The organism is Calidithermus roseus, from assembly GCF_003574095.1.
Lineage (GTDB): Bacteria > Deinococcota > Deinococci > Deinococcales > Thermaceae > Calidithermus > Calidithermus roseus.
In genome coordinates, this window is sequence record NZ_QWLA01000092.1 from 1 (window position 1) to 11,869 (window position 11,869).

At 67.6% G+C, this 11,869-nt stretch carries 11 protein-coding genes, 1 other RNA gene and 2 pseudogenes; all 14 read left to right on the top strand.

Features of this window, described 5'->3' with window-relative positions; all coding sequences use genetic code 11:
• Positions 1-209 (top strand): annotated as a pseudogene (locus Mrose_RS19215) (ISAs1 family transposase); the annotation flags it as partial.
• A 54-nt stretch (positions 210-263) separates the two neighbouring features.
• Positions 264-630: RNase P RNA component class A (rnpB, locus tag Mrose_RS16395), an RNA gene on the top strand.
• A 362-nt stretch (positions 631-992) separates the two neighbouring features.
• A complete protein-coding gene (gene mraZ / locus Mrose_RS16400; protein ID WP_018465784.1) occupies positions 993-1,427 on the top strand; it encodes a division/cell wall cluster transcriptional repressor MraZ in 435 nt (144 codons plus the stop codon).
• Positions 1,427-2,293: a 16S rRNA (cytosine(1402)-N(4))-methyltransferase RsmH gene (gene rsmH / locus Mrose_RS16405; RefSeq protein WP_119280094.1), complete on the top strand. Its 867-nt coding sequence runs from the start codon at positions 1,427-1,429 to the stop codon at positions 2,291-2,293. The genes mraZ and rsmH overlap by 1 nt, the downstream gene beginning before the upstream one ends.
• 23 nt (positions 2,294-2,316) lie before the next feature.
• Entirely contained in the window at positions 2,317-2,544 is a 228-nt protein-coding gene (locus Mrose_RS16410) for a hypothetical protein (protein ID WP_245970001.1), read from the top strand.
• Positions 2,541-3,908: a peptidoglycan D,D-transpeptidase FtsI family protein gene (locus Mrose_RS16415; RefSeq protein ID WP_119280098.1), complete on the top strand. Its 1,368-nt coding sequence runs from the start codon at positions 2,541-2,543 to the stop codon at positions 3,906-3,908. Before Mrose_RS16410 ends, Mrose_RS16415 begins: the two co-directional genes overlap by 4 nt.
• A gap of 88 nt (positions 3,909-3,996) precedes the next feature.
• Entirely contained in the window at positions 3,997-5,307 is a 1,311-nt protein-coding gene (locus tag Mrose_RS16420; protein WP_119280100.1) for a UDP-N-acetylmuramoyl-tripeptide--D-alanyl-D-alanine ligase, read from the top strand.
• The gene (locus Mrose_RS16425; protein WP_147371690.1) at positions 5,304-6,050 is read left to right on the top strand and encodes a nucleoside phosphorylase-I family protein; all 747 of its coding nucleotides are present in this window, start codon (positions 5,304-5,306) and stop codon (positions 6,048-6,050) included. Before Mrose_RS16420 ends, Mrose_RS16425 begins: the two co-directional genes overlap by 4 nt.
• Positions 6,047-6,913 carry a phospho-N-acetylmuramoyl-pentapeptide-transferase gene (locus tag Mrose_RS16430; RefSeq protein WP_119280103.1) on the top strand — a complete coding sequence of 289 codons (867 nt, stop codon included), beginning with the start codon at positions 6,047-6,049 and terminating at the stop codon, positions 6,911-6,913. Before Mrose_RS16425 ends, Mrose_RS16430 begins: the two co-directional genes overlap by 4 nt.
• On the top strand, positions 6,910-8,163 hold the full coding sequence (murD, locus tag Mrose_RS16435) for a UDP-N-acetylmuramoyl-L-alanine--D-glutamate ligase (protein ID WP_119280109.1): 1,254 nt from the start codon (positions 6,910-6,912) through the stop codon (positions 8,161-8,163). The genes Mrose_RS16430 and murD overlap by 4 nt, the downstream gene beginning before the upstream one ends.
• 3 nt (positions 8,164-8,166) lie before the next feature.
• Positions 8,167-9,234 carry an FtsW/RodA/SpoVE family cell cycle protein gene (locus Mrose_RS16440; RefSeq protein ID WP_119280105.1) on the top strand — a complete coding sequence of 356 codons (1,068 nt, stop codon included), beginning with the start codon at positions 8,167-8,169 and terminating at the stop codon, positions 9,232-9,234.
• Positions 9,235-9,239: 5 nt separating this feature from the next.
• Complete coding sequence (locus Mrose_RS16445; RefSeq protein WP_119280111.1) at positions 9,240-10,277, top strand: UDP-N-acetylglucosamine--N-acetylmuramyl-(pentapeptide) pyrophosphoryl-undecaprenol N-acetylglucosamine transferase; 1,038 nt, start codon at positions 9,240-9,242, stop codon at positions 10,275-10,277.
• On the top strand, positions 10,274-11,647 hold the full coding sequence (gene murC / locus Mrose_RS16450; RefSeq protein ID WP_119280107.1) for a UDP-N-acetylmuramate--L-alanine ligase: 1,374 nt from the start codon (positions 10,274-10,276) through the stop codon (positions 11,645-11,647). Before Mrose_RS16445 ends, murC begins: the two co-directional genes overlap by 4 nt.
• Positions 11,644-11,869 (top strand): annotated as a pseudogene (locus Mrose_RS16455) (UDP-N-acetylmuramate dehydrogenase); the annotation flags it as partial. The gene murC and the pseudogene Mrose_RS16455, both read left to right, overlap by 4 nt.

Below are 11,869 nucleotides of genomic sequence, written 5' to 3' on the forward strand. Positions count from 1 at the left end.
ACTGGGAGGTGGAGAACCGTCTACACCACAAGCGAGACACGGTGTTGGGAGAGGATGCCTCCCGCAGCCGCAAGGGGGCGGTGGGGCTGATGTACTTACGCGATGTCATCCTGAGCCTCTTGCATCTCAAAAAGTGGCCGGTGTTGCACTCGGTTAGAAAGTTCTCGGCGAATCCTAAGGCTCTACTCAAGCTAATTCGAGGGTTGTGATAAAAGCCTGCCCTTTCACCACAGGCCACTTTTGAGCTAAGCTAAAGTCTTGCCTGGGAAAGGGGCACGGTCGCGGATGGGCAACCATCTGAGGAAAGTCCGGGCTCCACAGGGCAGGGTGCCAGCTAACGGCTGGGCGGGGTAACCCGACGGAATAGTGCAACAGAGAGCAGACCGCCGCCAGCAGGCGGTAAGGGTGAAACGGTGGGGTAAGAGCCCACCAGTGCCCCTGGAGACAGGGGGAGCTAGGCAAACCCCACCCGGTGCAAGGCCTACGTGAGGGCTTCGCCCTCGCGCACCACAGGGAGAGCTGGCCCGGCTCGCTTCACCTGTAGGGATTGGCCGCTCGAGGTCGCTGGCGACAGCGATCCCAGATAGATGACCGTGGAAACAGAACCCGGCTTACGCCCTTTCCCAGGCAACCCCCTCCTCGAGGAGGGGGTTTCTTAATGTTTTCTTTAGCTTTATTCGTCCCAAACAGATCGAATTTCTAGGTTCTGGCACCAATAGAACCAGGAATTTGCCCCAGTTCGGCCTTTCCCACCATCCCCACATCAAAAAACGCCCTCTCAGACGGGCATATCGATCATCCGTGCCCCCATGGGCTCTGCTTTCATCTCGGATGGGGCCAAGGTGGGACAGGAGTGGGGCAGAGGTGGGATATGGTGGTAGAACGTGGGAGTTTTGTGGTAGATTGGGCTACAGAACAGCAATGCCAGTGGGATAGTCACCCAAAACCCCGTTGGCGAAGGGAAGCCAAAGGCCTGAACTGGAGAAAAGACGATGCCCTTCGGTGAATACCAGTATAGCCTCGACGACAAGGGGAGGGTTGTGATACCGCAACCCTTCCGCCCTTTTATCGAGGACGGCGTGGTGATCACACGGGGGCTCGAGGGCTGCTTGTACATGTTTCCCCTGCTGGCCTGGAGCAAGATCGAGCAACAGCTCGTCAACCTTTCGCTCATCGACCTGGAGTCGCAGAAGTTCATGCGCTTTTTCTACATGGGCGCTTACAAGACCCAGATGGACAACGCCTCACGGGTCACCATTCCGCCACCGCTGCGCAAGTTCGCGGGAATCGAAGATTCCAACGAGGTGGTGGTGGCCGGGGCCCCCACCCGGCTCGAGCTGTGGAGCGAGAGCCGCTGGTGGGAGAACATCAACCAGGTGCTGGCCAATCCGCCCGCTCCGGAGGCACTGCGGGGGTTGGTGGGGTGATGACCTTGGAGCAAGCCCCTTCCCACACCCCGGTGCTCTTCGAGGAGGCGCTAAAGTGGCTCGATGTCCGTCCCGGCGGGCTCTACGTCGATGCGACGCTGGGGGGCGCGGGCCACACGCGGGGCATCCTGGAGCGCGGGGGCGAGGTGATCGCCTTCGACCAGGACCCCCAGGCCATCGCGCGGGCCCAGGCGCTGAAGCTGCCTGGGCTCAGGCTGGTGCAGGCCAACTTCCGCCACCTCACCGCCGAGTTGTCCAGGCTCGGCATCGCCCTCGTAGACGGCATCCTGGCCGACCTGGGCGTCTCTAGCTACCACTTCGACGACCCCGCTCGAGGCTTCAGCTACCGCCTCGAGGGGCCGCTGGACATGCGCATGGGCGAGGGCGAGCTCACCGCGGGGGAAGTGGTCAACACCTTCGACCTGGAAGAACTCGCCCACATCCTGCGCACCTACGGCGAGGAAAATCAGGCCTACCGCATCGCCCGCCACATCGTGGCCTCGCGCCCTATCAGCACTACCACCCAGCTGGCCGAGGTGGTGCGCAAGGCCACGGGTTTCCGCGAGGCTGGGCACCCGGCGCGGCGCACCTTCCAGGCCCTGCGCATCTACGTCAACGACGAGCTGGGGGCGCTGCGCGAGCTGCTGGAGGGGGCGACTGAGGTGCTGCGTCCAGGTGGGCGGCTGGTGGTGATCAGCTTTCACTCGCTGGAAGACCGCCTGGTGAAGCACTTCCTGCGCGAGCACCCGCGCTTGTTGGGGCTGACGAAGAAGCCGGTAGTTCCCAGCCGGGAGGAGATGGAATCCAACCCGCGTGCCCGCAGCGCCAAGCTGCGCGCGGCGGAACTGAAAGGGGAAGGGGCATGAGGGTGATCGGGCGATGGGGAGGGTTGTATCTGTCTCTACTGATCACGCTGGGCACGCTGGGCTACTTCAACCAGTCGGCCAACCAGGCCATCGCCCGGCTCGAGCAGCACAAGGCCGAACTCGAAGACCGCGTGCTGCAACTAACCCTCACCCATTACCAGCACACCTCGGCCCTGGTCCTGCGCGAGTGGGCCAGGAACAACGGTTTCATTCCCATGAGCGTGGCCCAGTGGGCCAGGGAGGGTCAATGACCCAGGCCAGCCTGCACCGGGTATGGGTGGTGATCATCGCCTTCGTCTGCTATGGCATGGCGGTGGGGTACGGACTGGTGCAGCTGGCCCTGCACGCGCCCCAACTGCAACCGCGCAACCCCCAGCCCAGCAAAGCACTGCCCCCTCGAGGCACCCTGCTGGCCCGCGATGGCACGCCTTTGGCGATGAGCAGCCGTGCGGGCGAGCGGCTGTACCCCTTGGGGCTGTCGGCCTCGCAGGTGCTCGGTTTCGCCGAGCGGGACCCCAGGGGCGTAGCCGGGAAGGGGCTGGCCGGGCTCGAGCGCGACCTCGAGAGCATTCTGGCCGCAGGCCGCGACGTGCGCCTGACCCTCGACCCCGCCGTGCAGTCGCTGGCCGAGCAGGCCCTGTGGAGCGCTTTGGAGAGTTCCAAAGCCGACTGGGGCACTGCGCTGGTCATGGAGAGCAGGACCGGGCGGCTCCTGGCCGTGGCCAACGGTCCCGCCTTCGATCCTCAAGCACCTCGCCAGGACCCTGCCCTAGACCTCTCCTGGCGCAACCACGCCTTTACGGTGGCGCTCGAGCCGGGCTCGACCATGAAGGCCATCACGGCGGCGACGTTGCTCGAGCAGCGCAAGGCCAACCTGGACACCGTGGTAGAGGCCCCCATGTACTACCGAGTTGGGGGTTGGACCATCAACGACGCGGTGTCCCACCCGCCTAAGCTCACCTTGGCCGAGGTGCTCAGGTACTCCTCCAACGTCGGCATCAGCAAGTTGGCCAGCGGCATGGACCGCAGCAGGCTCTACGAGAGCATGCAGAAGCTGCACTTCACCGACCCCCGCCTGATGAGGGGAGCCTGGCTCGAGCGGCCCCAGGTGCGCCCTCCCGAACAGTGGGGGCCCAGCGAGTACGCCAACGCCACCTTCGGGCAGGGCTTCTTGATCACCCCGCTGCACCTCGCCGCAGCCTTCAACGCCCTGGCCAACGACGGGGTCTACCTGCCGCCGCAACTGGTGCAAGGAGCCGTGGGCGAGGGGGAGCGGGTGTTCCGCAGCGAAGTAGCCCGCAGCATCCGCAAGGCCCTCACCGACGGGGTGGCTCCCCAGGCCAGGCTCGAGGGCTACCGCTTAGGGGGCAAGACCGGCACCGCGCAGGTAGTGGTGGACGGGCGCTACTCCCGCACCGTCTACAACGCGCTTTTCGCGGGATTCATCCCCTCCGACAAGCCCAGGGTGACCGTGGTGGTGGTGCTGCACCACCCCAAGGGGCCCCGCATCCACGGCTCGATGGTGGCCGCCCCGGTGTTCCGCGAGATCGCGGCCGGGCTCTTCAGTCTGTGGGGAGAGCCGCCCCGGCTGGAAGCCTCATCCAAAAGCCGGTAGACTGGGCGCTTAGTGAGGCTGTTGTGCATGTTGAGTATCTGACACATCTTACTGCTTACGCTGAACAAATCCCGGAGGTCAGGACCTGATGGAAGCGTCGCCCAAACAAGCCGATCAGCGCTGGGGCAGCTTCAGCCCGGAATGGGTCGCCTCCGTCCTCGAGGGCCGCCTGCACCCCCCGGTGGCAGTGGCCCACGACCTCACCTGGGATTCCCGCACGGTGCAACCGGGTGCGGCCTTCGTGGCCCTGCCCGGCGCAAAGGTTCACGGGCGGGAGTTCGCCCTGGAGGCCCTGAGGCGGGGCGCGGCCTTCGTCATCACCGACCAGGCCCACCCCGGAGCCATCCAGGTAGCCGATCCTGCCCTGGCCCTGCGTAGGCTGGGCCTGGCTCTGCGCCAGCGCTTCGGCGGCCCGGTGGTGGCGGTGGGGGGCAGTTCGGGCAAGACCACCACCAAGGAAGCCCTGGCCCAGGGGCTGGCCTGGCCCGCGCCCCAGGGCAACCTCAACAACGCGCCCGGTCTGGCCCAGTTTCTCTGGCGGCTGGACCCGAGGGCTAAGGGGGCAGTGCTCGAGCTAGGCATCGACCGGCTGGGCGAGATGGACGAGCTCATCGAGATGACCCGGCCCACGCTGGGCCTGCTGAGCGCGCTGGGACCGGAACACCTCGACGGTCTGGGCAGTTTCGAGAACGTCATCCGCGAGGAGTCACGGCTGCTCGAGGCCACCGAGCTGCGCCTGTGCAGCCAGCAGGCAGCCCGCTGGGTCCGGCTTCCCGGCCTGAAGATCTACGGCTTCGAGCAGGCCGACTTCCAGGGAGCCGATCTGGAACTACAGGGTGACTCGAGCCGCTTCCGCTACGGCGGGTACAGCGTCAGGGTTCCCTATGCCGGCCTGGGTCCCGCCCTAGGCGCGCTGGCTGCGCTGGCAGTAGCCGAAGTCCTGGGCGAACCGCTGGAGGGTGTGATCGAGCGCCTGGCCCACCTGCGGCTCCCCAGCGGACGCATGGAGCGCCTCGTCCGCGGGGGCGTCACTATCCTCAACGATGCCTACAACGCCAACCCGGTCTCGGTGCAGGCCGGGCTGGAGTACCTCAAAACCCAACCGGGGCGCAAGTGGCTGGTGCTGGGCGAGATGAAGGAGTTGGGCGAACGCAGCCTGGAGTACCACCTCGAGGCCGCCCGCCAGGCCGCCGCCGTGAGTGAGCGGCGCATCTTCCTGGGCACGCACGCCCAGGCTCAGGCCCAGGCCGTGGGTGGAGAGGTGGCCAACAGCGTGGAGGAGGTGGCCGAACTGCTCTCGAGCGTCGAGGCGGGCGACCTGGTCTACCTCAAGGCTTCGCGCTCGGTGGGGCTGGAGCGGCTGCTGGAGATCTGGCCTGTTCTGGGGGAGGCGAGATGAGACTGGCGCTGAGCCTGCTGCTCCTAAGCTTGTTGGGCTGTGTGCCTCAGGCCGGGGGAGGTCAGGCCCCTGCCGCTGATCAGACCTTGCTGCTGAGCAACGGGCTGATCCAGGGGCGCACCGTGCGCCTGAGGGGGCTCGAGTTCAGCCTGCCGGGGGTGCCCCTGGTAGCGGCCACCAGCGGCAACCGGCTCTACGCGGGCTTCCCCTTCCAGCTGCTGGTCTACGAGCAGGGGCAGCTCGAGAACAGCCTGCCGCTGAGTTCGAGCCCACGCTTCATCAAGGGTTGGCCCGGTGTGGTGGTGGGGCTGGAGGAGGGTGTGTACACTCCGGGCCGCGGGCTGCTGCGGCTGAGGGAAAAGGCCCTCGACGCCCTGGCGGTGGGGGACCAGATCTACTGGGTGGACGGCAAAGCCTTCTTCGGTGGCTCGAGCCTCCTCTCCGAAGGCGCCTACAGGCTGGTGGCAGGCGACGAGCGCCGGGTGATGGCCCTCACCGCCACCTCAGCGTTTATCTACCCTGGCGGGCGCAGCATCGGCCTGCCTGAAGAACCCCTCGCCGCCGTGGTGGTCGAGGACCTCTACATGCTGGGCAAAAGGGGCCTCTACCGCATTTCAGCCAGTGGGCTGCAAGTCGCTTTCCAACCCGGAGACTATAGCGCCATCGCCACCGACGGCGAGACCCTGTCGCTGTTGCAGGATGGCCGCCTGGTGCGCTTCAACCTTTCGCTGGGAGGGCTATGACGCTGGTTGCCGCCGTCGTGCTTTCGTGGTTTCTGGGTGGCTTGTGGATCGCCCTGATGCGCTCGCTGCGCCTGGGCAAGCAGGTGCGGGCCGAGGGTCCGCAGAGCCACCTGAGCAAGAGTGGGACGCCCAGCATGGGTGGGGTGAGCTTTCTGCTGGCCGCAGCCGTGGTCTACGGGTTGCAGGGTGGCGACCAGTACGCCGGGCTCTGGCTCCTGGGGTTGGGCTATGCCCTGCTGGGGCTGGCCGATGACCTGGCTGGAATGATGCGCCGCCCCCTCAAGGCGCGGGAGAAGCTGGCGGTGCAGGTGGTGATGGGGCTGGTCTTCGCCATCTGGGCCAGCAGGCAGGTCTCCTACACGCCTTACCCGCTGGTGGACATCATCCTTTTCGTGCTGGTGATGATCGCCGCCACCAACGCCTTCAACTTCACCGACGGAGTGGACGGGCTCCTGGCCAGCGTGACCGCCGTGCTGCTGCTGCCCTTCCAGGGGCTGGTCCTGGCCCAGAGCCTGCTGGGGGCGCTGCTGGGCTTTTTGTGGCACAACGCGCCCAAGGCTCGCCTGTTCATGGGCGACACCGGCAGCATGGCGCTGGGTGCGCTGGTGGCGGGGGTGTTCATCCTCGAGGGCAAGCTGTGGTGGCTGCCCCTGGCCGCGCTGATCCCGGTACTCGAGGTGCTGTCGGTGATGATCCAGGTCACCTACTTCCGCCGCACCGGCAGACGCATCTTCAAAATGAGCCCGCTGCACCACCACTTCGAGCTTTCAGGCTGGGAGGAGAGCAAGGTGGTGTTCCGCTTCGTGGTCCTTACCGCCATCACCACCGCCCTCTCGTACGCCTTGTGGGGGAGCCCGGCATGAGCGAACGGCTGGTCTTCGGCTTGGGGCGCAGCGGCCTGGGGGTGCTGGCCTACCTGCGGCGCAAGGGACTCCCCGCCGACTTCCACGACGACCGACCCAAGGCCGAGGAGGTGGCGCAGGCCCAGGCCTGGGGCTTCGCTCCGGCGGCCCAGCTCTCGGGCTACCGCGAGGTGATCGCCGCACCCGGCGTGCCCATCGACCACCCGGCGCTGGGGCGCCTGCGCGCGGAAGGGGCCGAAATCCTGGGCGAGGCCGAGCTGGCCTACCGCCTCTCCCCCACTCCCCTCATCGGGATCACGGGGACCGCCGGCAAGGGCACCGCCACCGTCGCCACCGAGCATTTTCTCAAGGCGCTGGGCTTCAGGGCGCTGGCCGGGGGCAACCTCGACCCGCCGCTCTTAGACATCGTGGATCAGGCCGAAGTGGCCGTGGTCGAGCTTTCCAGCTTCCAGCTCGAGCGCATCGTCCATTTCCGGCCAAGGGTGGCGGTGCTGCTCAACCTGGGCGTAGACCACCTCGACCGCCACAAGACCCTGGCGGCCTACCACGCCGCCAAGCTGAACCTGCTGCGCAACCTCACCCCGGAGGACGCCCTGGTCTATAACGCCGCCGACGAGCGCATCATCGAAGGCATCCAGGGCTGCGTGGCCCGGCGAATCCCTTTCTGGCCCCAGCCCACACCCCGCCAGACCAACCTGCTGGCGGCCCGCCTGGCGGCCAGGGCTTACGCCGAACTGGCCGGGAAAGCCGTGGACGAGGGTGTCCTCGAGCAAGCCCAGGCCACGGCACCGCAGCTCGAGGGCCGCTTCGAGGCTTTCGCCCGCAAGGGGGAGGTGACTTTCATTGACGACTCCATCGCCACCCGCTTCGACGCAGTGCGCGCCGCGCTCCTAGCCGCTCCCCGGCCCATCGCCTGGATCTTAGGCGGGGTGGACAAGGGGGCTCCGGTGGCCGAGTTGCGCGAGGTGGTGCGGGAGCGGGTGCGGGTGATCCTGGCTGTAGGGCGCGACGGGCCACGAATGGCCCAGTGGTTCAGCGACCTCGCCGAGGTCGTGCCTATCCACGAAGCCGAGGGGCAGGCCGCCTTGCGCAAGGCGGTGCAGGAGGGCCTAAAGCGCCTGCAAAGCGGCAGCATCCTTCTGGCCCCGCTGGGCACCTCCTTCGATCAATTCAAGGACTACAAGCACCGCTCCAAGGTCTTCAGACAGGTGGCGCTCGAGCTGGGTGCCGTTCCGCTGGGGGGAGAGTGAGCCATGGACCCGGTCCTGCTGCTCTCGCAAGCGCTGTTGCTGGGCTTCTCGTTCATCGGCATCGCCACTGCCCGCCCCAACCTGCTCGAGGAGCATCTGATCCGCGTGGCTCTGTGCATCACTGCAACGGGCCTGGGAGCGCTGATGCGCCCGATGTGGCTGGTGCGCTACGCCAAGCCCCTGTTCGCCCTCACGCTGGCGCTGTTGGTGGGGGTGCTCTTCGTGGGCACCGGCCCCACCGGGGAGTACCGGCGCTGGTTCAGCCTCGGTCCCGTCGACCTCCAGCCCTCCGAGCTCTTGAAGCTGGTGGCGATCTTCTACATCGCAGCCTACTTCCACCAGCGCAACCTCGACCAACCCATCCTCAAGGTGGTGGCTTGGCTGGGGCTGGCCTCGGTGCTGGTGGTGGCCGAGCCCGACGTGGACGGCGGGATTTTGATGGTGGTGCTTACCGGCACCATGTTGCTGCTCATCGGCGTTCCCTGGCGGCGCATCCTGGCCCTCACCGCGCTCTTGGGCGTGCTGCTCCTAGCCTTCATGACCTTCATCCCCAGCAAGTTCGCCTACATCCCCCAGCGCTTCGAGGGGATGCGGCTCTACCTGCGCGGGGAGGCCGACCCCGGCAAGGAGGGCTACCAGGCCACCTACGCCCACCGCGCGATCCTGCAGGCCGGGCCCTTCGGGCGGGGGCCAGGGGCTCCGATGCAGATCCCCACCGGCCTGACCGGCCTGACCAGCGACCTGGCTGCCGTGCCCATCGTCTGGGCCACGGGCTGGGTGGGCGGCGCTATGCTGCTGAGCGCGCTGGGGTTGCTGCTGCTGCGGGGTTTCAACATCGCCCTGCACCTCGAGGGCAGCACCGCGGTGCTGGCTACCGGCCTGACTTCCTACCTGCTTTTCCAGACCACCTTCAACCTGATGGGCACCCTGATCTACCCCATCATCGGCATGCCCCTGCCCTTCGTGAGCTACGGCGGCACCTCGCTGATCACGGCGGGCTTCGCCGTGGGCCTCATCCACGCCCTGGCCCGCGAAGCCCGTCCCAGTTTGTCCCGGGAGGCCACCTCATGAGCCATCTGATCCTGGTGACGGGCGGAGGCACCGGGGGGCACTTCTACCCCGGCCTGGCCGCCGCTCAGGTGCTGCGCTCGCTGGGGAACGAGGTAGCCTACGTGGGCGCGGAGGGGGGCCTCGAGGCCCGCCTACTCCCGCAGGGGGACCTGCCCTACTACCTCATCCCGGCGGGCAAGCTCTCGCGCGAAATGCTGCGCCCGGCGGAGGGGGGCAAGGTGGTGCGGGGCCTGGTGAGCGCCCGCGGCCTGCTGCGCCGGCTCAGGCCAAGGGCGGTGCTCTCCACCGTGGGCTACGCGGGCTTCCCACTGGCCTTCGCCGCCGAGTGGGCTGGAGTGCCGGTGGTGATCCACGAGCAGAACGCCCGGCTGGGGCTGGCCGCCCGCTGGCTGGCCGCCCGGGCCCAGCGCATCGGCCTTACGGTGCCGGTGGCGCTGGGTGAGCAGCTTGCCGCCCGCTCGCGGGTGGTGGGCTACCCGGTGCGCGAAATCCGGCACGAGAAGGCCGAGGCCAGGCGGGCGCTGGGGCTGGACCCGGCCCGTCCGCTCATCCTGGTCATGGGCGGCAGCCAGGGCAGCCTAGAACTCAACCGCGAGTTGCCGGGCCGGCTCGAGCCCTTTGTGGGCGAGTACCAGGTGCTGCACCAGTGCGGGGTGCGCTGGGAAGCCCAGATGCAGGCCGAACACGCCAGGACTGCGGGCTACGCGGTGCGCGGCTTCGTGGATGGCCCCCTGGCCTGGAGCGCTGCCGACTTCGCCATCACCCGCGCCGGGGCCGGGACCCTGGCCGAGGCTGCCTTCCACCAGGTCCCCAGCCTCCTCGTACCCCTTCCCCCCGAGCTCGATGGTGGCGCACAGCAGGCCAACGCCCACTTCTATGCCCAGCGGGGCGCTTCGGTTATCCTAGAGGGCTGGGAGCGGTTCCAGACCAAACTGGAACAGCTCTTCACCCAGGCCCCAACCATGAGAAACGCACTCGCCCAACTCTCCCCCGCCGGAGCAGCCCACCGCCTGGCCGAACTGGTGCTGGAGGTTGCCCGATGAGCTCGCGCCACTATCACCTCATGGGCATCGGCGGGATCAGCGTCTCGGCGCTGGCCGAGATCCTGCTGTGGCAGGGACACCGGGTATCCGGCTGCGACCGGCAGCTCTCCGAGCGCACCGCCCAGCTCGCCCAGAAGGGCATCCGTGTTTTCGAGGGGCACCATCCGGGGCACCTCGAGGGCGTGGACGTGCTGGTGGCCTCCACCGCCATCGACGAGGAGGAACCCGAGTTGGCCGAGGCCCGCCGCCGCCGGATTCGTGTGCTGCGGCGCATCGAGCTGCTGGGCGAAATCATGGGCCGGGGAGAGAGCCTGGGCGTGACCGGCTCCCACGGCAAGACCTCCACCAGCGCCATGCTGGCCCAGATCCTGCTCAAAGCCAACCTGGACCCCACGGTGGTGCTGGGGGCCGACTTCGCGGCCATCGGCGGTAACTACCGCATCGGCAGTGGCCCCATCGTGGCCGAGGTGGACGAGTCCGACCCGCTGTTCCAGCACCTCAAGCTCAGCATCGCCGTCATCACCAACCTCGAGGCCGACCACATCTCCCCTGACGGCCTCAAACGCCCCAACTACCACCAATCCTTCGAAAGCCTCAAACAAGCCGTCCGCACCTTCGCCCAGGGCGCGGCCAGGGTGGTCTACAACGCCGAGTGGGAGCACCTCGAAGCCCTCACCGCCGGGACCGAGCGCTACAGCTTCGGGTTGGCACAAGGCGACTGCCACGCCGCGAGTATCGAGCTATTGCCCTTTGGCAGCCGCTTCGCCCTCGTCTGGCAGGGCAAGGCGCTGGGGCAGCTCGAGCTGCGGGTTCCGGGCAAGCACAACATCGCCAACGCCCTCGCCGCCGCGACTGCCGCCCTGGTGATGGGGGTCCCCTTCGCAGCCATCCGCGCCGCGCTCGAGGACTTCGCCGGGGCCCGGCGCCGCTTCGAGCGGGTGGGCGAGTGGCAGGGGGCTTTAGTGGTGGACGATTATGCCCACAACGCCACCAAGCTCAGCGCCTTGCTGGCTGCGGCCAGGGCCACTGGGTTGCGGGTGCGGGTGGTGTTCCAGCCCCACCGCTACGGGCGCAGCGAGCAGGAGTGGCCCGGCTACGCCAGAGCGCTCGAGCAGGCCGACGAGGTGCTGCTCCTCGACGTATATGCCGCCTCGGAGCAACCCATAAGGCTCACCAGCGCCCAGATCGTGGGCAACATCGTCGAACACCTCGAGCAGCGTGGCCGCCCCGCGCGGCACTACGCCTGGGAGGAAGCGCTGGCCTACCTGCGCCATAGCGCCCAGCCGGGCGACCTGATCCTGACCGTCGGCGCGGGCAGCGTATCCCAGCTCGGGCACCTTCTGGTCAGCCCAAGCAAGGAGGTCGTGTGAAGGTCGAGCGGCTCGAGCTCAGCAAGCTCACCACCTTGGGGGTGGGCGGCCCCGCCGAGGTCTGGACGGTGGAAACCCCCGAGGATTTGCCCCTGGCCACCCAGGCCCCCTACCGCGTGCTAGGCAACGGCTCCAACCTGCTGGTGGCCGACTCGGGCGTGAAGGAGCGGGTCATCAGGCTGGGTGGGGTCTTCAAGGAGTGGGATCTGGGGGGCTGGGTGG